The organism is Priestia aryabhattai B8W22, assembly GCF_000956595.1.
GTDB lineage: Bacteria > Bacillota > Bacilli > Bacillales > Bacillaceae_H > Priestia > Priestia aryabhattai.
On record NZ_JYOO01000015.1, the window covers coordinates 20,781 to 43,332 of the forward strand.

A 22,552-nucleotide genomic window follows, 5' to 3' on the forward strand; every position below is an offset into this window, starting at 1 on the left:
ATCGTTTTTCTTATTCTTCGTTTAATTGACGCAATTCTTGCTTGATTTCTGTTTTAGACTTTGTTTTTTCGTCAATTTCTTTAATAACGCGAGCCGGCGTACCTGCTACTACTGTGTAAGGAGCTACATCTTCTACCACGATTGCACCTGCAGCAACTACGGCACCTTTACCTACTGTTACACCTTCAAGAACAACAGCATTAGCACCGATTACTACGTCATCTTCTACTACAACTGGTTTTGCAGAAGGTGGCTCAATAACACCAGCTAATACAGAACCTGCGCCGATATGACAGTTTTTACCTACTGTTGCACGACCACCAAGTACTACGTTCATGTCGATCATTGTTCCTTCACCGATTACAGAACCGATGTTAATAGATGCACCCATCATAATAACAGCGTTGTCGCCGATTTCAACTTGATCACGAATAATAGCGCCTGGCTCAATGCGAGCTTTAATTCCTTTCATATCTAATAAAGGAATCGCAGAGTTGCGGCGATCGTTTTCAATTACGTAGTCTTCAATTTTTCCTTCGTTTGCTTCAATAGCAGCTTTAATTTCTTTCCATTCACCGAACACTACACCTGTGTTGCCCGTTACGAATGTTTTAGAAGATGAACCAAAGTCAATTCCTTCTACTTCACCTTTTACGTAAACTTTTACCGGTGTTGATTTTGTGCTGTTTTGAATAAATGAGATAATCTCATTAGCATCCATCATTTTCATTATGTATTCCTCCTAAGTAAGCAATGTCTCATTTAATGTAACAAAATGCTTTCACAATGACAAGCATCATTATCGTTTTAATAAAAAGATAACGATTGCAAATAAAAAAAGCGAGCATGTAGGCTCGCTTTAGACCGTTTCTCTTACATATTCACGTACAATATCAACAAATGCTCGAACTTGCTTCAGTTTAAAAGCTGATTCATATCCAACTAAAGAAGTGTCTCGGGTAATTGGCTCTCCATTTGCTTTCAGAAGCGGCGTCCGGTGAATATGGCTTCCAGCTTCTTTAATAGCAATCGATGGTAAAATAGCGAAGCCAAGACCATTTAAAGCCATTTGCTTACACGTCTCAATCTGATCCACTACAATCGTACGTTTCGGTGTAGTATGAAACTCTCGATGCCACCATTCTAAAATTTCTTGATAATACGTTGAGTCACTTTTAAATTGAATAAATGGTCGATGAGTATTTACTACTTCCGCTGCCCTTTCAATTTCTGAATCAACTAGATAAAGAGGATCTGTAAACAAATGTTCTTTGACGCCTTTCCAATCCGGGTTTCCGCGTATGATTCCAATATGTACCTCATCTTCGTACAGGTAGCGAAGCATTTCACTGCTCCAACCGGTTACAAGAGAGATTTTAGCATGTGGGTAACGATCCATATAGCGTTTTAACACCGCCGGCAGCCAGTGCTGTCCAATAATCGACGCCACCGCTAATTTGAGTGTACCATATACTTCATTATCTAAATGATGCAAGTCCTCGCGAACCCGATCTTCTTTTTCTACCACTTCTTTTGCAAATTGAACAATCTTTTCTCCAGCAGGCGTTAATGACAGTCCTTTTTGCGAACGAATGAAGATTTGTGTATCCCATGCTTTTTCAATGGTTTGCAGCCTCTGTGATAAAGCTGGTTGCGATACAAATAATCTCTCTGCAGCTTTTCTCATATTTAATTCTTGAGCTAATACAACGAGCATTCGACATTCTATTAATTGCATTCAGTTATTCCTTTCAAGCCTCTTTTTACTTTCATTTTACCTTTATCATATAAGAAAAAAACGGAGAAAGATAGGCTGAAACACGATTTCCTAAAAAAATTATTGAAATGACTCCTTCGGGAGAATGATGGACTGCCTTCTTAATGACTTTAACAAATTTCTTCGTGTTAAAATCCCTTCAAAAATACCATCTTCATTCTCTACGCACAAAAAAGGATGGTTAATCATGGCATTTATGACTTTTAATACAGATTTTTTCATGGAGACACGAGGAACATTTTGATTCATAACTTCTTCTACTTTCATGGTTTCTAATCGTTCAAATTCAATGCGCTTTAATCCTAAAATCGAATCTAAAATAAGCGTCATGCTCACGAACCCCTGCAGCTGAAACCTTGGATTTAATACGGGAATGGACGTATAGCCAGTCTTTGTTAACACAAGCAAAGCATGTTCTAAATTATTTCCCACTTGAACATGAGCAACTTTATCAGAAGTGACAAGCAAATCTCGAAGTTCAATTTGATTTAACTGGTTGTGATCAATATCAATCATTTATACATTCTCCTTCCATTTCTCATAACTTCCACGTGTGTAAAGAGAAAAAGAACAAGCTACAAAATGAAAATAGCTTGCTTACGTAAATGCGAACCTTTAAGAGGGAATAGAAGCAGACACACCCGATGTTCTCCCTTATATGTTAAGTCTAGATTTTTTTAAAACAAGTGTCAACGAAAGTTCATAATTATCTGAATTTTTTATTTTGGTTTTTTTACAGCATTCGACCCGTTCCTTCCATTTATCAGAAAATCTGCTATCACTTTGTCGATATTTCTCGGGAAAATAGGGCAGAAGCCACCGCAAAAACTCCATAGGCAGTAACAAAAAAATACCGCAAAGTATAAAATCCTTTGCGGCATTCGTTTTGCTTTATCCCTTAATGAATAAGTTCAAAAATTTCAATTGCAATCATATCAACGTTATCAAATTGATAAACGGCTGGCTTTTCACCATCTTGATATACTTCAAGTTCGTATGTTTCAGTTTTTGCATGATATTTCACGCTGCAAATTCTTTTTCCCTCTACTTCGAAGAAGCGTTGTGGCGCTTCACTTCCACTTGCTTGTTCACGGAGATTCACAAGACGAGTTAAAATACCTTGTAATTGTGACATATAATCTCTCCTTTCACCTATTACATCATTACGCATTCGACTTTTCTACAATATCAATTCAAATAAATCCTTTATCTAAACTAATACTTAAAAGACACCATTTCACTATATGCCACATACTAAAAAAACACAAGTACTTTACGTGATTTTTCATAAGAAAATGCCTTATTATAGCGATATATGTCGTTTTTTATTATAATAACATAGCGATATACTATGTATCATACAAAACTTTATTCTACTTTAACATCATTCATTTTGATATAGGGAGGTGCTTTCATTGAGATCTATAGAGTTGTACACACAACCAGCTTGCCCACCTTGCGAAATTGTTAAACAGTTTTTACAGCATCATCACGTTTCCTATAAAGAATTTGACGTATCTAAAGATGCTTCTGCTCGAAAACGAATGACTACTGAGTTAGAGTCTTATTCCACTCCGACCATTCGTGTTGACCAGGAAATTATCAGAGGATTTGACCTTCAAGCGCTTGAGAAGCTTCTTAACATCGGGTAACAGTAACACTCAAAATAAGCTTTCCTCAGCTATTTTGAGTGTTACTTACTATATATAAGCTTTTGCACTTTCCATTTCCCCTGTTTTTTTACTAAAGTGATCATTTCATAATGATCTTGGTATTTTACCCGTTCATTATGCACAGCCGGAAAAAATTGATAGACATAAGCTTTGTTTTGGTCGGAATGAAGAGCTACCTTGGTCTGTTCATCGAAAGAAAAGAAAGGGATATAGTGTGTTAAATATTCAGGTCCCTCTCCGACATACCCTTGAGCTTTTTGCAAGAGAGCCTCATTAAAAAATACAGATGCATACTCATCATCTAAAAACAATTTCAGCTCACGAGCAGCATCTTGATTAGTATGGGCAGACGCAGCTCTTAGCTGAGCCTGATAAGCGTCCTGCAAATTTATAAAGATTTCATGCCTAATCTCTCCTGATACTTCTGCATGAACAGATTTTCCGGAGTACAAGACAATCAGCAAAAAGACAAATAAGCATATTTTCTTCAAATTAAATCAGCTCCTTAGCTTCTTTTTTATTAGAATTCCGAAAATTCCCCTGCCTATGCATATCTCTATAGCCGACTGTCGTTCTCCTCTAAAAAACATAAAAAACCGGCAACCACTTTTGCTAGCTGCCGGTTTAACTTCCACTTATTCATTCTCTATAAAACGTCTCTTTCGTATAAAAAAGAATATGAAATATCAAGGAATACATAGTGCATATTATCAATTGGATACGAAAAAGTTCGGATATTCTCGCCTGTTTCAATATCATTATACAAATCTGATAATATGCCTTTTTTTTCATAGCTCATTCGAATAATATTCTCAAGAAAATACGGGCGCCAGCTCCAATTTTTCTTTACATATTCAGGCTCAAGAATCCAATCCTCGTTTTTCTTTACATAGTTAGAAGACTTTTGAAATCCATTTTCATCGCAGATGTAAAGGCGAAAACACACGTTGGATAGTTCTTCTGCAATAACAGGCAGCATATCGTCATACGTTTCTAGCTTTCTGCACTTTGTCATTACCTGCTGCATTTTATCTTGAAAGCGTTCTGTCAGCTGGTAAACAGCAAGCAGCTTTTTCTTTTCGTGAGCGATATACATTTCAAAACGTTCCTTTAGTTTATCCTTTAAGATGTTCGGATCGACAAGTTCAGCAGCCGGCTTATGTAAATAATAACCTTGAAAATACCTGCCTCCGTTTCTCCATGCATATTGCAGCTGATAGGAGGCTTCTATATCTTCGTATAGAAGCGTAGCACCCATTTTCCTTGCTAACAGAGATAAAGAATACAATACGTCTTGATACGACTGCGCCATGTCTGTTTGTCTTAGAATATGTAAATCTACTTTTAAGATATCTGGTGAAAGCAACCCAATCCTGTCTAGATTACTACTTTCTTTTCCTATATTATCAATTGCAATCTTAATACCATATGTTTGATAATACTTTAGTAAGTGTTGAAGTGATTCCAAATCTCCACTAAAATTGTGTTCTGTAATTTCAAGAACAATTCGATCAAGCGACAATCCTTTATTTTCGAAAAGTTTCAATAATTCTAGCAAGGATTCTCCATGATCGTTCATTAATAAATTAGGGTTTTGATTAATAAAAATTAAAAATTGTTCTTCCTGGGTCAACATATGCTCGAGCGCTTGTGTTAAAACAGCATAATCAACTTCTATGCGATATTCATCCGGAATCGCATCATCATGAAAGAATGGGCCGAGACTTTCAATTTCCCCTTCATTTTGAAACCTCGCCAACACTTCATAGCCAATTACTCTATGTCCATCTGCACTAAAAATTGCTTGATAATACGGAAGAGTTTTCTCTATGTTTGTTAATACATCTAACGGGTCCACTCAACTCTCCCCTCTCCTTGTTCACTTTACGTTAGTATAATACGAATAGCATAATTTTGCTAGCCCTTCTCCGTTTGCTTTGTACTTTTTAGTGCGTATCCAAACTTAAAAAGGATGCTGATTTAGCCACTGTCCCCCGTCCATCGTGATGCATTCCCCATTGATATAAGACGCTTCATCGGAGAATAAGAAACTAGCTAATCCTGCTATTTCCTCAGGAGTTCCAAGGCGTCCTAATGGTACAGAATTTAATGTACGCGCTTTCATTTTTTCTGATTCAAATAATTTATCTGCTCCTCCTGTTCGCTCGATCGGCCCCGGCGCAATCGCATTCACCCGTATACCATATTTCTTTCCCCACTCTACTGCGAGCGTGCGCGTCATGGTTAAAACTCCTGACTTGGCACAAGCTGAATGAATAACACCTGCTCCTGCATTCCAGGCATATGTAGCCACAATATTTGTAATAGCTCCTTTTGTACCTTTATCGATCCAATACTTCCCTACTGCGGAACTGCAGTAAAATGTACCATTTAATACGATATTAATTACGCTGTTCCATCCGTTAATAGATAAGTCTTCAGCTGCACATATAAAATTGCCTGCAGCATTATTAACTAAAAAATCAATTTGTCCAAATGACTTGTCTGTTTCTTGAACCATTCGTTCCACATCTTCTGGATTGCGTACATCCATCACCAATGAAAGTACCTGTCCATCAAATGTTTTAATTTCATTTTCTGTTTCTTGTAATCGCTCGGCTGACCTGCCCGTGATTACCACATGAGCACCTTGTTCTGCAAATCGCTTCGCCATATGTTTTCCCATTCCACTTGAACCGCCAGTAACAATTACGACCTTGTTCTTCAATTTCTCATCCTCCCCAAAATATAAGTGTTTTACAACTTTCATTTTACTATTTTTTCTGAATAAAGTGAAACTTTTATCTATTTAACTTAAAAGCAGACTTCTCGTTGTGATGATAAAAAAAACAATGCTATAATGAAAACTTGAAAACTATAAGGAATAGGTTGATTTTGCATGAAAAAGACGTATACAAGACGATCTTTTTTGAAAGGACTAGCGTCCATTTCGTTAGGGTCTTTGCTCACCACGTCTTTTGGGTATACATATGCCAAATATATTGAGCCTAGACGTCTGCAAATTGTTCGTCATACAATTACTTCTAAAAACATTCCGAAAAGCTTTAACGGAATAAAAATTTTACAATTTAGTGATATTCACCTTGGACTCTCTTATGATTTATTACAACTAGAACAGCTTATGGTAACCATAAATAATTTGAAGCCTAATATTATATTATTTACCGGAGATTTAATGGATGTACCTAATGAATACCCGCATCCAGAAAGAATCCCCCCGATTTTACAAAGGCTTCAGGCTCCTCTTGGAAAATACGCAATATATGGAAACCATGATCATGGAGGGTATGGAACAAATATCTACAAACAAGCCATTGAAAACGCAGGATTTAGACTTCTAGTAAATGAAGTTGACACGGTGTCCATGCCTGATAAAAGCTACATTCATATTTGCGGACTTGATGATATTATGCTGGGGAATCCACAATATGAAGGAACGCTAGGTCAATTACAGCCGGATATCTTTTCTATTGCTATGATTCATGAACCTGACGTTGCTGTCAAAGCAGCTCCTTTTCCAGTGGATCTTCAGCTCTCCGGCCATAGTCACGGAGGCCAAATTCAAATTCCTTTTTACGGTCCTTTGATTACACCGCCCTTTGGGACAGTTTACCCTGAAGGAATGTACGAAGTTGGAGATTCTAAAATGAAGCTTTATGTGAATAGAGGCTTAGGAACCACGCGCATTCCTTTTCGTTTTTTAGCTACGCCTGAAATTACGCTTTTCACCTTGCAATCAATATAAAAATGCCCTTACAGGGCGTTTTTATGTTTTTTTGTCTTTTTTTAGCTGATCATGACCGCCTAATTCTAGTCTTAAAGAAATAAACCAGGCTCAAAAGCTTCCGTTCAGCCATACACTACAAAGACAACTGACAAGGAGGTTAAATTATGTACTATCAATATCCCTATACAGGATATCGTAATATTCCAAATGGTGACGAGCGCTTTTTTGGATTTCCCTTTGTTGCTGGCTTAGCTGGTGGGCTGCTTGGCGGACTAGCTGTTGGCGGTTTTGGAGGCAGACCTGGGTGCTGTCCACCACCTTATCCTTATCCTTATCCGGTTCCGTTTTACGGCGGTGGATTTCCTGGAGGAGGCTACCCTGGTGCCGGCTATGGAGGCGGTGCTCCTGTTTATAACACATACTACGGACCTGGATACGGTCCTGTTGGTCCCATTCCTAGATAATAACATGACTAAAAAGCCGAGCACTCGGCTTTTTTTATGTTATTCTTGCTCGTCGCAAAGAGCATATTGACAAAAGATCTCTTGACTATTAATAGAGAGCTCATGTTCTTTTTTTATGACGTAATGATAATTTCCTTCTTGATCTTGTTCTCGTGCTTTTACATTATCAGCAAGCATAACTTCAAGCCATTTCCACACTTTTTTTTTCAAATGTGTATCCAAGATAGGAAATAAAATTTCTACTCGTTTCACCATATTTCTTGTCATCATATCTGCAGATGAAAAGAAAAACCTTTCCTGTTTATTATGATGAAAATAATAAATTCGGCTATGTTCTAAAAATCGTCCGACAATGCTTCTTACTCTTATATTCTCGCTAACGCCTTGAACTTGAGGGCGCAAGCAGCACGCTCCTCTAACAATGAGTTCGATTGCCACACCAGCTATAGAAGCTTCATATAGCTTCATAATTAAAATTTTATCCGTCAATGAGTTCATTTTCCCAATGATTCTTCCATTGCCATACCGTTTATGATAATGGATTTCCTGATCAATGAGATGCAAAAAATCATTTCTTATATCAAATGGTGCAACGGATAAATGATGATATACTGGTTTTTGCGTATAGCCACTTAAGTAATTAAAAAAATTGGCCGCATCTATCCCGATGTTTCGGTTGACAGTAAAAAGACTTATATCCGTATAGATCTTTGCCGTCGCATCGTTGTAATTCCCAGTACCAAGATGAACAAATCGCTTAATATGCTCTCCTTCTCTTCTCACCACGAGCGTAATTTTACCATGCGTTTTTAAATGCGTCATTCCATATATCACGTGGCATCCTGCCCGCTCTAGCTCTTTAGCCCATTGCACATTATTCTCTTCATCAAACCTGGCTTTTAGTTCAACTAGTACCGTCACTTGTTTACCTTTTGCAGCCGCTCGTTTTAATGCTTTAATAACAGGAGAATCTCCGCTTACCCTGTATAACGTCTGCTTAATAGCTAGCACATTTTCATCGTCTGCTGCAAAGTTAACAAAATCAAGGACCGGCTTAAACGATTCATAAGGATGATGAAGCAAAATGTCTCTTTGAATCACTTGGTCGAAAACATTTTGATCCGGATGTAACCCTGTTGTAAGCTTAGGAATAAAGGCTTTTTCAGCCAACTCTTCATGCGTAGATTTAAGTAATCTATAAAACGAAAATAAACTGGTTAAATCCAGCTGTCCTTCGATCCCATACACATCTTCATCATCAATTTCAAGGACTGACTTTACATACGCTAGTACATCCAGATCATATGGACGCTTAATCTCAAGACGAACAGCCGCTCCCCATTTTCGCTTCTGCAACTCTTCTTCAATCTCTTTTAGTAAATCTTGAGCGTCTTCTTCGTGAATAGTCATATCTGCGTTGCGGGTAATTCGAAATTGAGAAACAGAAGAAACGCGGTATCCCTTAAACAATTTTTTAATAAAATAGGCAATCACATCTTCTAGCAATACAAATAGACGGGTAGAATCTGACGTAGCTATTTCAATATAGCGCGTTAGCATCGAAGGTACTTGGACAATAGCTAGTCTTCCTTTTATCTCAGCAATTTGCTGCTCATCATTTAACTGTTCTGAAAGGACGACTGCTAAGTTCAAGCTTTTATTCATCAACATAGGAAACGGCCGGTAGGTATCGATAGCCATAGGAGTTAATACGGGAAAGATTTGCTCATCAAAATACTGTTCAAGCTTATCTAGATTTGATTTCTCCAGCTGTTCAATCGTAATGATTTCCACACCGTATTTCTGTAATTCGGGAAGAAGTGTGTGAATATACGTATCATACTGCAGCTTGACAAGATTGTGGTTTTGTTTGGAGATAGAGAATAGCTGCTGTTTAGGAGTTAAGCCTGCTTTGTTTTCGGGTTTGGTAAATCCAGCCTTCACCTGATCTTTTAACCCCGCTACCCGAATCATAAAAAACTCATCCAGGTTCGAACTGAAAATCCCTAGAAATTTAAATCGCTCAAGCAAAGGGTTTTTCGTATCTACAGCTTCTTCCAGCACCCGCTTGTTAAAGGCCAGCCAGCTCAATTCACGATTATTGTAATAAGCTGAATCAGCCACTTGTATGGCTTGCTTATAAGTCCGATTACTTTCTAACATTAGCCTCACCTTCCAGGATAATGGATTTAATCTAGTTAGCTATACTGAATATTCTAACCGATCCAGCGTTATTCTAAAGCTTAGTAAATTCAAGAACAATATTTTTTTTGACTACTTTTTCTAGATGCTTTTTCTGTTTTTCAGCCTGATATTGTTCAGGAAGAAAGGCTTTTGTACATAATAGTTTAATCGTAACTGTGTTTTCATCGCTTTTCATATCAATATGTTGAACAACATTTCGCTTTGTTGCATGTAAGCCATCAGCTATTTTTAAAACCGCACCGAGCAGCTGGACTTTTTTTTGTTCTTCTTTTGTTAACCACTTTTTAAAAGGAGCAACATATTGCCTAAAAGAAAACTTCCCTTTATATGAAGAAACAAGTGCCAGCTTTAAACGTTCTCTATGTGAAATTCCATCTATTGTACGATTAGCAAGCACGTAAAACGTATGCTGGCTGCTTGATTCCGCATCAATATACTCTCCTATATCATACACTTGCGCAGCTTTTATAAGAAGCGCTAAGTCATCCTCTTTTAAATCAACCGGCCCCTGCTCTCTAAGATGCTGAAATATCATAATAGCTGTGCTCGTAAGCTGTTTGACGTACTCTTTACTTATTTCAAACTCTTCCATTATTTCTTGAAAACTTTGCTGTATGACATCGGGGTACATTGGCTGGATATTAGCATCAGATGCTTCTTTAAATAACACTCCTTCTCTCAAGCCTTTGCGGCTTAAGATGAAGCGAGTCGCGTTCACGGTTTCATATACTGATTGAAATACTTCAATCGCTGGCAAAATTGTATCGGCACGATCTTTTGACAAGCGGTCTAGCTTTTGAAGATTGTGATAAGACAATGAGCCTATAGCCGATTTCACATGCAATATATCAGCTAAATTCATTTCATATTGATGCAGCCCCGCGAGAGGATAGTGGATACAACCTTGATGCAGTTGCACCATACTTCTTGCACTTCCTCCCATTGCTACAATCGGAACATGGCGATTTAAAAGCCACGGAACGGTATGGAAATGCCGGAGCACAAAATCCCGGATTTTCACTTTTTCTTCTGCAGTGGGAATATTGCCTTTGACGAACTGCAGACGTAGAGATAAGGTACCGAATGGAAAGCTGTGGTACTGCACTAACTCTCGATTGCGAAAATACGTAACTTCCGTACTTCCCCCGCCAATGTCAATTGTAATGGCTTCTTCGATCGAAGTGGAATGAATAACTGCAACAAAGCCGTAATACGCTTCTTCATATTCAGACAATAGTTGAATAGAAAAGCCCGTTTCTTTTTTTACAACCGCTAGAACTTCTTTTGCATTAGTCGCTTGACGGATGGTAGCTGTGGCCACACAGGTAACGTGCGACAGCTGATGATGCTTGGTAATAACTCCAAACGTTTTAAGCGTATCAAGCAAGGTATATATTCCTTTAGCCGTTAACACTCCTTCTTTACTTAAATAATTTCGAAGCCGTGCAGCTACTTTCACGTTTTCAATTTGCTTAAACCCTCTGCCTTTGTTGTATTTATAAATAACAAGGCGTATCGTATTTGAACCTATATCAATCAGTCCATGGTTATACGTCAATGTAATTTCAACACCTTTTTCAAAATAACTTTATGCTCACAAAAGTCACTTTTACTTTTTTCAATCGTATACTGTTATAACATAGTCATATATCAAAGGAGCGAAGTTAATGAGATATACAGTAAAGCGGGGTGAAACCTGGCAAAGTGTTTCAGGTGACTACCGGATTCCGGTTGAAGACCTGTGGATGGCTAACCCTTTTGTAAGCCATCGTACGCTGAAGCCAGGGCAAGTAATCATCATTCCAAACCTTCCCGATAAAGAGCTCATTCCTTACACGATCCACGTGTTTATTGCTGAAAAACAGCTTGAATTACGAAGAAATAATGTCATACAAAAAGTCTATCCCATTGCAGCAGGAAAAATGCTGAGCGCAACCCCTACTGGAGACTTTGTTATCGTTAACCGGGAGCCAAAACCCGGGGGGCCTTTTGGTACAATGTGGCTAAGCTTGTCTAAAAAGTCCTATGGCATTCACGGAACAAATGATCCAAGTTCTATTGGAAAAGCCGTATCCAAAGGATGCATTCGCATGTATAATGCCCAAGTAAATGAGCTAGCTCAAATTGTGCCAAATGGTACTGGTGTTTATATTCGACCTTCTCGGCGAATGGCTCAATAGTTCAGGATTTACTAATTAATGATTGTGTAACTGTGTGAGCAGCATTTTAAAAAAAGAGAAAGTATGGCGTGCTGTTCCACTTTACTTGTATAAGGAAGCGCAACAAAACAAACCCTATACATAAGAAATTTCAGTAATTACCAAAATACTTCTTCGTGTAATTATTTTCAAATGGGACAAGACACGCTATAATGAACGTATCAGCTTTCACCTTATAGGTTGAACAGCTGATATGATAGAAAGGGAGTGAACGTATGTCTCAAGCAAATGGACAAGGCTCTTTGACCCCGTCTGTATCTGAGATTGCACAAGCTATTTTCACTGTAAATCGTCACGCAAAAGCTGCTCCTGATCCTAAGCAGTTATATACGTTAAAGAAAATTGCATTAGATCAACTAATTTTAGAAGGAAAAGCAAAAAAAGAAGGACTTCACTTTTCGCCAAACCCTGGTAAAAGTCAACAAAAATCAGATGTACTTGTATCAGTTGGAGACTACTTTTTCCATATGCCTCCAAAGAAAGAAGACTTCAAAGAGTTATCACACCTCGGCCATTTAAACCATCAGTATCGAAATCCCAAAACGACTATGTCATTATCTTATGCGAAGCGCTTATTATCTAAATATACGGGTCATCTCGTACAGCCGGCCAAAAGCCCTGTTTCGACTCCAAGAAAACGGCAAGCACCTGTGTTTAAACCGCTGGGTAAAAGTTATTTTTAAAGAAAGTGCCTGAAGTGGAGCAATCTGCTTTCAGGCACTATTTTGTCATCCTACAAAATATAGAGATCAATCAACTCAACAAGCTCTCCGATTTCCGGCTTACTTACTTGTCCTTCTGCTCCTACCATCTTTCCCTTGTGACGTAAATCTTCCGTGATAAGAGAAGAGAAAATAATGACTGGAAGGATAGAAAGCTGAGGATTTTCTTTCACTTTTTTAGTTAAATGATGTCCATCCATTTGCGGCATTTCTATATCTGTAATAAGCAGCTGAACTTGATCACTGATTTCCACTCCTTCATCGATCACCGAGCTTAGATAGTTCCATGCTTCCTCACCGTTCTCAAAAAATTCCGTGTTCTCATAACCTGCTTGTGCAAGAGTATCTTCAATCATTCGGCGCAGCAGCGGCGAGTCTTCAGCCACGACAATCTTTTTATTGGAGCGTTCCCTGGCCCCTAGCTTTTTTATTTTCGACTGATTAATACCCGCATCAGGGTTCACGTCAGAAATCAGCTTTTCAAAGTCTAAAAGCAGAATCATTTGTCCGTTTAATTTTACCACTCCAGTAATCTGCGTTTCCAAACCTTGATACAAATCTGAAGGCTTCTCAATTTCTTTCCAAGAAATACGGTGAATTTGCGTCACTGCATGGGTATGAAAGACAATTTTTTGCCGATTGAACTCTGTAACAATTAACTTATCTTTTTCCGGCGTATTTGAAGGTTCCATTTTTAACGCTTTGGCTATCTCAACAACAGGAAGAACTTCCCCTCTTAGCTCTATAATACCTTCTATGTAAGAATGCGCATTTGGAACAGGTGTAATAGATACGGGATTAATAATCTCTCTAACTTTTACTACATTGATGCCAAATAAAACATTTCCTATCTCGAATTCGACAATTTCCAGTTCGTTTGTACCACTTTCTAACAGTATTCCTTTATCTTGATTCATATCACTTGCCCCTCTCATCTCACCTGCTTATCTAATAGTCCATATTTCCTATTATAGTGACCGCCTCTTATATCCGTAAAGAAAAACTTTCTTATTTTGTTATCTTTTTCCCTGAAACATATACACAAAATATTGTTTTACGAATTAACAGAATATTATATACTATATAAAAACATGAGCGTCGATCCCTTTCGTCTCATCCTCTGCTCAGTTTTTTAATTGCTCTACTTTACTTCTCTATACTAGCTAATGAACTTGAGTCAAGCGACTACTCCTATTCAAACGAGGTGTAATTTATGAACAGAGGATTACAAAAAGAAGAAACAAAAAAACGCATACAAAAAGCAGCTATTTCTTTATTCCAACAGCAGGGATATCAAAAAACGACTGTGTCTCAAATTACGCATGAAGCGGGTGTAGCAAAGGGAACATTCTTTAATTACTTCAAAGCAAAAGAAGAAGTTCTTCACTACCTTGGAATTAATTTCACAAACCGTATCTCCTATAAATTAGAACAGCTCCTTCAAACAGAAGAATCAACTGCTGCCATTGTTAAACAACTGTTTTTATTACTAGCACAATCAAACGAAGAAGCGAACCCTCACCTAATCCGTTCTTGGTTTCATATTGCTATCACCAACAGTTCCTTTCAACAATCTGAAATTCTTCAAATTGAAAAAATGCGTGCTCATTTTACAAAAGTTTTTCAAACAGGACAAGACCGAGGTGAACTTATAGTCGATATCGCTGCCGAAGAAATGGCTTCTATTGCTATACTTAATTTTTTTGGCACACTTCTCTACTGGTGTACCAACCAACCCGGCTCTATTGCTCTTCAAGAAAGAATAGACAAGTCGGTTACTCTTCTATTTAGAGGCTTTCTTATTCATTCCTAAAAGCCCGTTCACAAATTTTTAACAAGAAATCGAAGATAGCTGTGGACTCTACAGCCAAAACGGTTTATACTACACAAAGTGAATGAATAATCTTAAAAGAAGGTGTTCGTAATATGAAAGGCTCCGTCATTCTTTTTAATGACGATAATGAAATGACCATTATTGAAAACGTAGAAGAAGCTGTATATCAAGATATTAAAGAACAAGAAGGCTCTGATCACTGCGTTGTAACATTGGACGATCATGAAGTTGATTTTGGCTACGTTTCCCCCGTTTATTGGCGTGAAGGCCAAATACACACTGACTAATATACAAGACCTGCATATATATGCAGGTCTTTTTATACGCTTATTTCTTTGAATCTAGAATCGAACGTGAAGCAAGGAACCTCTGATTTCCTAACACATACCTTAGCACATTCGCAGCTAAAAACAGGGTTAACAACTATATAGAAAGGGTACATTTCAAGTAATAGAAGCTGCGTTTTATTTTAAAAAAGGAGGTTTATGTTATGAGTTCTTATCGAAAAAATATGAATCACTACCCTCACTCATCTCAGTACACACCTTACCAACACTATTACGCGAAAGAAGCCAATCGTATTTTGACGACTATGAGTACAAACTTTAATAAACAGCATTTGAAATCTCTTATCGACGATGCGTTAGATAACAGAGACGAAGAACAATTTTATGAACTAACAACTGCTTTTAATAAGCTATATAACACCTAACTTAAAACCACTATTTGCAAAATGCGCAAATAGTGGTTTTTTACCTAATTTCATTGTGATAAAATGAGTTGAAAATACGCGGAAGGATTTGAACCCATGGAGCACTTAATCAATAAACGTGTCAAAGAAATTGAATTATCAGGAATACGTACATTTTATAATATGGTCTCACACTATCAAGATGTTTTATCTCTCACAATTGGACAACCTGACTTCTTAACACCACAACATGTAAAAGAAGCGGCAAAATCTGCAATTGATGATAATCAAACTTCTTATACCCACAATGCTGGAACAATAGAACTACGCGAGGCAGCAGCTCAATTTGTCAAAGAAAAATATGACTTGCACTATAACCCAGCTGATGAAGTTATTGTAACCATTGGAGCTAGTCAAGCAATTGATATTGCTCTTCGCACCATTTTAGAAGAAGATTCCGAAGTTATTTTACCTGGACCTGTTTACCCAGGATACGAACCGCTTATCCGGTTAAACGGCGCTAAACCTGTACATATTGATACAACCGAAACAGGATTTCGACTAACAGCGGATTTAATCCAGCAGCATTTGACATCAAAAACACGATGCGTCATCTTACCTTATCCCTCTAATCCTACAGGCGTGACGTTGTCACAGCAAGAATTAGAAGAAATTGCTGCTCTTTTAAGCGATAAAAATATTTTTGTGCTATCTGATGAAATATACAGCGAGCTCGTTTTTGATAAAAAACACCAGTCCATTGCCTCCATTTCATCTATGAGAGAGAAAACAATTGTTATTAATGGAGTATCAAAGTCTCATTCCATGACTGGCTGGCGAATTGGCCTTTTATTTGCTCCTTCTTATTTAGCCAAACATATTTTAAAAGTTCATCAATACAACGTGAGCTGTGCTTCTTCTGTCTCTCAAGCAGCTGCACTCGAGGCACTGACAGCAGGTAAAAACGATGCGGTAGATATGAAAAAAGAATACGAACAAAGACTGAATTATGTTTATGACCGACTAGTAAACATGGGATTTGACGTAGAAAAGCCGACTGGTGCTTTTTATATCTTCCCTTCTATTCAGAACTTCCACAGTAATTCATTTGATTTTGCCCTGGAGCTAGTCAAAGAAGCGGGTGTTGCACTAGTACCCGGCAGCGCTTTTTCTTCCCATGGTGAAGGATATGTACGCCTATCGTATGCGTATTCCATGAACACGCTGCGTGAAGCCTGTGATCGAATTGAAGCTTATCTTACATCTCGTCAATCACGTTAAACCGATGGTAAGAAGTGTATGCATTTCTTTGGCGAGTGACCGCACATAAGAGTGGGTATACTAAAAGCATATAAATTGACTTCAATAGTGTATCATTATAAAATGTGCATCGATTGACTAAAGAAATACATACTTTTAACGGAGGTTTTTATTATGACAAAAGATTTTTTTGATGTGGTAAATGAACGTACATCGATTCGAGAATATGACTCTTCAGCTAAATTAAGCAAAGAAGAATTAACGGAACTTTTAGAAGCAACAGTGAAGTCACCATCAGCTTGGAACTTACAGCACTGGCATTTCGTTGTTATTACAGACCAAGATGCGAAAGAACGTCTACTTCCAATTGCTTACAACCAAAAACAAATTACAGAAGCAGGCGCTGTAGTAGCTGTCTTAGGTGATTTAGAAGCCAATAAAAATGTAGATGACGTGTACAATCCGCTAGTTGAAGCAGGTCACATGACAGAAGACGTAAAAAATATTTTGTCGGGACAAATTAACGGCGCTTATAAAAACGGTGCTTTTGCCCGCGATGCAGCGTTTACGAATGCTTCACTTGCATCTATGACATTCATGCTTGCAGCAAAAGCAAAAGGATTAGACACTTGCTCAATGGGCGGATTTAACGCTCAAAAATTTGTAGAAGAATTTAAAATTGAGGATCGATACATTCCGGTTATGCTTATTTCAGTTGGAAAAGCGGCTAAAGAAGCACATGCTAGCGATCGTTTACCATTGGACCAAGTTACAACTTGGATTTAACAAAAAACCCTGCAGCTGCAGGGTTTTTCTATGTAACTAAATGGACTTTACCATGCCTCCGTCGATTAGAAATGACTGGCCTGTCATATATGAATTCGCTCCTGAGACCAAGAAAGCAACGGCTTTAGCAAACTCTTCAGGCTGACCGTAGCGCTTAAGAGGAATTTGGTTTCTCATCTCTTCTTCAATTTCTGAAACGTCTACTCCCAATTTTTCAGCACGAATGGTATCTAGCTCTTTCACTCGGTCTGTTGCAATTCTTCCTGGTGCAACCGTGTTAATTAAGATACCGTCTTCCGCTAGTTCTGAAGCAAGTGTTTTGGTAAGTCCCACGATTCCTGTACGGAAGGTATTTGACAGAATAAGTCCAGCAATTGGCTCTTTAATGGAAGAAGAAGCAATATTGACAATACGCCCTCCGCTCTTTTTCATAACGGGCACTACCTCACGAATAATACGAATATAGCTGAGGAGATTTAATTCAAATGCATGCTTCCAATCATCATCTGTTAACGAAAGGAAGTTCCCAGCTTTAGGACCTCCTGTATTATTAATTAAAATATCAATAGTTCCAAACGTATCTACTGTATATTGAATAACATCTTGAATGTCTTCAGTTTTTGTGACATCTGCCGTTTTATGTAACACTTGTCCGCTTCCAAGATATGAAATCTCTTCCGCTACTTGGGCTAGTTTCTCTTCTGAGCGACTTGCAATCATAACGTTTGCGCCTTCTTCTGCGAGCCTGGCAGCAATCGCTTTGCCAAGCCCTTGGCTGGCTGCAAATACAAGGGCTGTTTTTCCTTTTAATTCAACATCCATTTCTTTCACCTCGTCTAATAGTTCGAATCTTTTTAACTTTATCACGTTCTCGTCAAATTCTTCAATAAATATGAAATAATTTCTTTTCTCCATATGGTATACTTAATTATCTGAAAATTATTTCTTAAAGGAGGCAAAAAAGCAGTGTATAAAAAGCAATGCTTTGTCTTTCATCAAAATAAGCCTGTAATATGTACGGTACGATCATATACATCGAATGACTTCGATGAGTTGATTCGGATTCAAGAAGAAAGTTTTCCCCCTCCTTTCCCTTCGGAATTATTATGGAGCAAAGATCAGTTAAATAACCATGTTTCCCTTTTTCAGGATGGAGCGCTATGCGTGGAGATAGACGGGACAATATGCGGATCTATCACAAGCGCGATTGTTTCAGTGGAAGGAAATGCGGCTCACACCTGGGATGAAGTAACAGGAAGCGGATATATTCATACGCACGACCCTTCTGGTAATACGCTTTATGTAGTAGACGTGTGCGTCACTCCTTCGCATCGATCGATGGGGCTCGGGAAACTGCTTTTGCAGTCTTTATATGAAGTTGTGATTCATTACAAGTTAGAAAGGCTGCTCGGCGGGTGCCGCATCCCTGGATACGCACCAGTGTCTTCCTTGTACACGCCCGTTGAATACATGAACCTTGTATCAGCTGGAACTCTCTACGATCCCGTTATGACCTTTTTGATGCGCTGTGGCAGAACGCCTATTGGCCTTGCAGCAAATTATATTGAAGATGAAGATTCACACAACTACGCCGTACTAATGGAATGGAAAAATCCATTTTATAAGGCTATTCAAAAAGAGGCTGAGACAAAAGTATTTTAGCCCAGCCTCTTTTTAGATTATTGAACTTCTTCAATGCTCCACTCTAATTCTTTATGAGTCAGAACAAGATGCGCCTGCAATTTACTCATCTCTTTGTGCTCAAACCGATCATTATACATTTCATTCATATCGTCAAAATCACCGATTGTATACAAAGGAATTTTAATATCTTTACGGGATTGCACCATATGTTCGAAATCAATAAACAAACCGTCATTTGTTAAAGTAAGAAGAGTATTGGCCAAAACAAGCGGCAAAATCGGATATTCTAACTTCTTCCTTCTAAATACAAATCTTTTTTGCTTAATTTCTGACATTTTTAACGGAATGATTCGGCTTAAAATATGCTTCATATCATACACGTCTCGAAAATAGATTTTGTTATAAAATCCATCATCATGAGCTAAATAAACAAATTGATTACCCAGTTTATTATTAAATGGCGAATTGAGCGGTTTTTTTAAATGACCTAAATACAGCAGAGCTGCAATATCTTGAGGTTCTAACAAATCCAACGAAGATATATCCTCAAAATCAATCCAACAAAAATCGCCATAATTATAAACATCATCCTCTGCTAAAAGATGAATTTGTTCTTCTTCTACGTAGTCCATATGGGTTTGGTAATGGTAATCACTGTCTTCAAAACCGTGCTTTAACAATAATATATTTGCAAGCGGCGTAGGAAGGGAATGATAAAACTCTTTAAATTCAATTCCATATGTAATAAAGCATTTTTTATTTACATGGCCATTAATATAAACGATATCTCTTATTTCATCTGCTTTACTCAACCGTTCTAACCACCTTATTGATTGATTCTGTGATCGATATGTAACCGTTCTACTGATTTATATATTATACTTCTAAAATAAACAATGTGTAAATATATATTGTTGGCAATTTCTTTCGTATTCACTACCTCTTCTACTGATCATTTCAGTTGATATGAAAGAAAGGTATAGAGCTGTTTATGAATGTGGTAGAATGTGTGTATCTTATTAATTAGCATGTATGAACACGGAGGTATACAAAATGGATGTTCGCCATTTGCATTACTTAACAGAAGTGGCTAAACATAAAAATTTCACAAGAGCTTCTGAAGCGCTGCATATTTCTCAACCTTCCCTCAGTAAAATGGTTAAATCATTAGAAGAAGAGCTCGGCACACCTTTGTTTGATCGCGCTGGCAAACAAGTGCAGCTTACCGATGCAGGAATGATTGTGTACGAGCAAGCTGAAAGCATTTTATCTTCTCTCCGAGATTTATCGGATTCCCTCTATGATTTAATGCATTTAAAAAGAGGAACCATCAAAATAGGCATTCCCCCTATTATTGGTACATTGTTTTTTCCTACTATTATTAAAGCATTTCGAGAGCAATACCCTGAGATTGATATTCAATTAGTGGAATATGGCGCTAAACGAATGCAAAAATTTGTGGAACAAGGAGAAGTGGATGTGGGGGTAGTTTTACTTCCAGTTGATGAAAATATGTTTTTTACGACTCCTTTAGCCCGAGAAACGCTGCAGCTTGTTGTGCATAAATCTCATCCGTTGGCTCAGCATTCTACGATTTCATTAAAAGAGTTAAAAGACGAAACGCTTATTTCCTTTCATGAAGACTTCACCATGCATGAAATGGTCTATAACGAATGTTTAAAAAATGGATTTACGCCTAATATTGCTTTTAAAAGCTCTCAGTGGGACTTCATTGGAGAGCTGGTCGCTGCTAATCTCGGCATTGCTCTTTTCCCTTATTCATTATGTGAAAAGCTTGATTTGGAGCATATGAAAGTAATTAATCTCGAGAATGCTATTCCATGGGAAATTGCTTTAATCGTTAAAAAAGATCGCTATATCTCTTATGCTACACAGGCTTTTATTGATTATATTAAAAGTACAGTTTAACAAAGCTGAGACAAAAGTAGTTTTATTAAAAATCCGAACGAGTTTGATGGAGAATCAAACTCATTCGGATTTTTTCATGGCGGTGAACGTAGGTTTCATATATGTAGCAATGTAACAAGTCATTCACACTAAATCATTTATCCAATCGGTTCGTCTTTAGATTGAATGAATGCAGGCATGTCTCCATCTCTTTTTTTGATTGCCTTTTATTAAATAATTAGACCTTATATTTCACAAACTCTTTTTTGAAAAGGTTACCAACGCATTTGTAAAGAGATTTCTTACAACTATAACTAAAAAGAATAGTTATCATAGTTATTATATATTTCATATTATAGTCGTTTTTTTGTAAGATAAGTGTGTAGCATTCATTTACTTAAGTTGTATCCCCATTTGCAAAATCCAAATAGTTTCTCTTTTCCCATGATGGAGTCGTCTTTTCAGCATAGACGACTCCATTATTGTCTCAACAAACTAGGAATGAATGAATAAAAACATAAATAAAGGAGGCTAATCATGAAATTGATTATGGTGATTTTACAGATTTTATTACTAACGGCTCTGTTTTTAATAGGAGAAAGTATTTCACAGTGGTTTGACCTCCCAGTGCCAGGTAGTATCATCGGATTTTTCTTACTGTTTTTCTTACTGTATTTTAAAGTAATTAAATTAAGCTGGGTTGAACAAGGTGGAACACTGTTAGTGGGAGAACTATTATTATTTTTCATACCAGCCGTCGTTGGACTCATCAATTATGGAGATGTATTGATGCATTTTGGAATCCAGATTGTGATTATTATCACAATCAGTACGATTATTGTGATGTCTATAACAGGAATCATTGCAGAACATATTTCAAGAAGAAAGGAAGGTTCGCTAAAATGACATTACTCACATGGATTGCTCTTCCGCTTACACTGCTCGTTTATATCGGCACAAAAGTGCTCTATAAAAAATATAAGTCTATGCTAGTTTCCCCTATTTTACTAGCCCCCATTCTTTTAATTGGCATCTTATTAGTAACGAATGGCTCTTATGATCATTATAAGCAAGGTGCCAGTGCGATTAGCTTTATGCTTGGACCAGCAACCGTTGCTTTTGCTGTTCCTATGTTTAAATATTTTGATTTACTCAAAAAACATCGTGTTGAAATCAGCTTAAGCGTAGGGCTTGGAACGTTTGCTGCCATGATTTCTTCCATGCTATTAGCATTAGTGTTTCATTTACAATCAACGCTGGTTCATAGCTTGATCCCAAGATCGGTTACGATTCCTATTGCCGTTAATGTATCTCAGACGCTAGGAGGCGATCCGAATATTACCATCATGTTTGTGATTATAACCGGTGTAGTAGGATGTATGGTTGCGCCAAAACTAATTAAGCTCCTCGCACTGCACTCTTCTTTAGCAAGAGGTCTTCTTTTAGGAGTAGCTTCTCATGGGACAGGTACAGCAAGAGCTTTTGAATTTGGAAAAATTGAAGGTACTTTTTCTAGCCTTGGCATGATCGTAGCAGCACTTCTTACAATGCTGTTCGCAAATATGCTTCTGCCTACTATTTTCGCTTAAAAGATAAAAAAAGGTGTGATCATATATGATCA

The 22,552-nt window shown here is 37.6% G+C and carries 26 protein-coding genes; 14 read left to right on the plus strand and 12 right to left on the minus strand.

Annotated elements, in window-relative coordinates; genetic code table 11:
- Positions 1 to 10: 10 nt before the first annotated feature.
- The 4 genes from dapD to N178_RS13180 form a co-directional block, all read right to left on the minus strand.
- On the minus strand, positions 11 to 730 hold the full coding sequence (gene dapD, locus N178_RS13165; protein WP_013082280.1) for a 2,3,4,5-tetrahydropyridine-2,6-dicarboxylate N-acetyltransferase: 720 nt from the start codon (positions 728 to 730) through the stop codon (positions 11 to 13).
- Positions 731 to 859: 129 nt separating this feature from the next.
- Positions 860 to 1,738, minus strand: a complete 879-nt coding sequence (locus tag N178_RS13170; protein ID WP_013056037.1) for a LysR family transcriptional regulator — start codon at positions 1,736 to 1,738, stop codon at positions 860 to 862.
- A 99-nt stretch (positions 1,739 to 1,837) separates the two neighbouring features.
- Positions 1,838 to 2,293 carry a cyclic-di-AMP-binding protein CbpB gene (gene cbpB / locus N178_RS13175; protein WP_013056036.1) on the minus strand — a complete coding sequence of 152 codons (456 nt, stop codon included), beginning with the start codon at positions 2,291 to 2,293 and terminating at the stop codon, positions 1,838 to 1,840.
- A gap of 382 nt (positions 2,294 to 2,675) precedes the next feature.
- Positions 2,676 to 2,912: a YkuJ family protein gene (locus N178_RS13180; RefSeq protein ID WP_013056035.1), complete on the minus strand. Its 237-nt coding sequence runs from the start codon at positions 2,910 to 2,912 to the stop codon at positions 2,676 to 2,678.
- 280 nt (positions 2,913 to 3,192) lie between these two features.
- On the opposite strand from N178_RS13180, the gene N178_RS13185 reads away from it, so the two are divergent.
- Positions 3,193 to 3,429, plus strand: coding sequence for a glutaredoxin domain-containing protein (locus tag N178_RS13185; RefSeq protein ID WP_013056034.1), 237 nt, complete (start codon positions 3,193 to 3,195; stop codon positions 3,427 to 3,429).
- A gap of 41 nt (positions 3,430 to 3,470) precedes the next feature.
- On the opposite strand, the gene N178_RS13190 is transcribed toward N178_RS13185, so the two are convergent.
- The 3 genes from N178_RS13190 to fadH form a co-directional block, all read right to left on the minus strand.
- On the minus strand, positions 3,471 to 3,941 hold the full coding sequence (locus N178_RS13190) for a DUF3993 domain-containing protein (RefSeq protein WP_045292733.1): 471 nt from the start codon (positions 3,939 to 3,941) through the stop codon (positions 3,471 to 3,473).
- A gap of 155 nt (positions 3,942 to 4,096) precedes the next feature.
- Positions 4,097 to 5,308 carry an EAL domain-containing protein gene (locus tag N178_RS13195; RefSeq protein ID WP_045292735.1) on the minus strand — a complete coding sequence of 404 codons (1,212 nt, stop codon included), beginning with the start codon at positions 5,306 to 5,308 and terminating at the stop codon, positions 4,097 to 4,099.
- A 105-nt stretch (positions 5,309 to 5,413) separates the two neighbouring features.
- Positions 5,414 to 6,178, minus strand: coding sequence for a 2,4-dienoyl-CoA reductase (fadH, locus tag N178_RS13200; protein ID WP_045292737.1), 765 nt, complete (start codon positions 6,176 to 6,178; stop codon positions 5,414 to 5,416).
- Positions 6,179 to 6,349: 171 nt separating this feature from the next.
- Here fadH and N178_RS13205 point away from each other — a divergent pair, with 171 nt between their 5' ends.
- Together N178_RS13205 and N178_RS13210 are read left to right on the plus strand one after the other, a co-directional pair.
- Entirely contained in the window at positions 6,350 to 7,216 is an 867-nt protein-coding gene (locus N178_RS13205) for a metallophosphoesterase (RefSeq protein WP_045292738.1), read from the plus strand.
- Between the two features lie 146 nt (positions 7,217 to 7,362).
- Complete coding sequence (locus N178_RS13210; RefSeq protein ID WP_045292740.1) at positions 7,363 to 7,662, plus strand: hypothetical protein; 300 nt, start codon at positions 7,363 to 7,365, stop codon at positions 7,660 to 7,662.
- A 39-nt stretch (positions 7,663 to 7,701) separates the two neighbouring features.
- Here the strand turns inward: N178_RS13210 and N178_RS13215 are convergent, their stop codons facing one another.
- Positions 7,702 to 9,825, minus strand: coding sequence for an RNA degradosome polyphosphate kinase (locus N178_RS13215; RefSeq protein WP_045292742.1), 2,124 nt, complete (start codon positions 9,823 to 9,825; stop codon positions 7,702 to 7,704).
- A gap of 73 nt (positions 9,826 to 9,898) precedes the next feature.
- The gene (locus N178_RS13220) at positions 9,899 to 11,425 is read right to left on the minus strand and encodes a Ppx/GppA family phosphatase (protein ID WP_045292744.1); all 1,527 of its coding nucleotides are present in this window, start codon (positions 11,423 to 11,425) and stop codon (positions 9,899 to 9,901) included.
- A 109-nt stretch (positions 11,426 to 11,534) separates the two neighbouring features.
- On the opposite strand from N178_RS13220, the gene N178_RS13225 reads away from it, so the two are divergent.
- Positions 11,535 to 12,047, plus strand: a complete 513-nt coding sequence (locus tag N178_RS13225; RefSeq protein WP_045292745.1) for a L,D-transpeptidase family protein — start codon at positions 11,535 to 11,537, stop codon at positions 12,045 to 12,047.
- Between the two features lie 254 nt (positions 12,048 to 12,301).
- The gene (locus N178_RS13230) at positions 12,302 to 12,769 is read left to right on the plus strand and encodes a YkyB family protein (RefSeq protein ID WP_013056025.1); all 468 of its coding nucleotides are present in this window, start codon (positions 12,302 to 12,304) and stop codon (positions 12,767 to 12,769) included.
- A gap of 50 nt (positions 12,770 to 12,819) precedes the next feature.
- On the opposite strand, the gene N178_RS13235 is transcribed toward N178_RS13230, so the two are convergent.
- A complete protein-coding gene (locus N178_RS13235) occupies positions 12,820 to 13,725 on the minus strand; it encodes a chemotaxis protein (RefSeq protein WP_045292747.1) in 906 nt (301 codons plus the stop codon).
- Between the two features lie 296 nt (positions 13,726 to 14,021).
- On the opposite strand from N178_RS13235, the gene N178_RS13240 reads away from it, so the two are divergent.
- From N178_RS13240 to N178_RS13260, 5 genes are all read left to right on the plus strand, one after another.
- Positions 14,022 to 14,621: a TetR/AcrR family transcriptional regulator gene (locus N178_RS13240; RefSeq protein ID WP_045292749.1), complete on the plus strand. Its 600-nt coding sequence runs from the start codon at positions 14,022 to 14,024 to the stop codon at positions 14,619 to 14,621.
- A gap of 113 nt (positions 14,622 to 14,734) precedes the next feature.
- Positions 14,735 to 14,929: a hypothetical protein gene (locus N178_RS13245; protein WP_013056022.1), complete on the plus strand. Its 195-nt coding sequence runs from the start codon at positions 14,735 to 14,737 to the stop codon at positions 14,927 to 14,929.
- Between the two features lie 203 nt (positions 14,930 to 15,132).
- Positions 15,133 to 15,354 carry an IDEAL domain-containing protein gene (locus tag N178_RS13250; RefSeq protein WP_045292751.1) on the plus strand — a complete coding sequence of 74 codons (222 nt, stop codon included), beginning with the start codon at positions 15,133 to 15,135 and terminating at the stop codon, positions 15,352 to 15,354.
- A gap of 96 nt (positions 15,355 to 15,450) precedes the next feature.
- On the plus strand, positions 15,451 to 16,614 hold the full coding sequence (locus tag N178_RS13255; protein WP_045292753.1) for an aminotransferase A: 1,164 nt from the start codon (positions 15,451 to 15,453) through the stop codon (positions 16,612 to 16,614).
- Between the two features lie 153 nt (positions 16,615 to 16,767).
- On the plus strand, positions 16,768 to 17,379 hold the full coding sequence (locus N178_RS13260) for a nitroreductase family protein (protein ID WP_025749407.1): 612 nt from the start codon (positions 16,768 to 16,770) through the stop codon (positions 17,377 to 17,379).
- A 36-nt stretch (positions 17,380 to 17,415) separates the two neighbouring features.
- Here the strand turns inward: N178_RS13260 and N178_RS13265 are convergent, their stop codons facing one another.
- Positions 17,416 to 18,201, minus strand: coding sequence for an SDR family oxidoreductase (locus N178_RS13265; RefSeq protein WP_045292755.1), 786 nt, complete (start codon positions 18,199 to 18,201; stop codon positions 17,416 to 17,418).
- A gap of 144 nt (positions 18,202 to 18,345) precedes the next feature.
- Between N178_RS13265 and N178_RS13270 the strand changes: the two genes are divergently transcribed.
- Positions 18,346 to 19,041, plus strand: a complete 696-nt coding sequence (locus tag N178_RS13270; protein WP_045292757.1) for a GNAT family N-acetyltransferase — start codon at positions 18,346 to 18,348, stop codon at positions 19,039 to 19,041.
- Between the two features lie 17 nt (positions 19,042 to 19,058).
- Here the strand turns inward: N178_RS13270 and N178_RS13275 are convergent, their stop codons facing one another.
- Positions 19,059 to 19,835: a hypothetical protein gene (locus tag N178_RS13275; RefSeq protein WP_045292759.1), complete on the minus strand. Its 777-nt coding sequence runs from the start codon at positions 19,833 to 19,835 to the stop codon at positions 19,059 to 19,061.
- 241 nt (positions 19,836 to 20,076) lie between these two features.
- Between N178_RS13275 and N178_RS13280 the strand changes: the two genes are divergently transcribed.
- The 3 genes from N178_RS13280 to N178_RS13290 all read left to right on the plus strand — a co-directional run bounded on the left by N178_RS13280 (position 20,077) and on the right by N178_RS13290 (position 22,520).
- Positions 20,077 to 20,952: a LysR family transcriptional regulator gene (locus tag N178_RS13280; RefSeq protein ID WP_045292761.1), complete on the plus strand. Its 876-nt coding sequence runs from the start codon at positions 20,077 to 20,079 to the stop codon at positions 20,950 to 20,952.
- 516 nt (positions 20,953 to 21,468) lie between these two features.
- Entirely contained in the window at positions 21,469 to 21,837 is a 369-nt protein-coding gene (locus N178_RS13285; RefSeq protein WP_013082263.1) for a CidA/LrgA family holin-like protein, read from the plus strand.
- Positions 21,834 to 22,520: an LrgB family protein gene (locus N178_RS13290; RefSeq protein ID WP_045292763.1), complete on the plus strand. Its 687-nt coding sequence runs from the start codon at positions 21,834 to 21,836 to the stop codon at positions 22,518 to 22,520. The genes N178_RS13285 and N178_RS13290 overlap by 4 nt, the downstream gene beginning before the upstream one ends.
- Positions 22,521 to 22,552 lie beyond the last annotated feature (32 nt).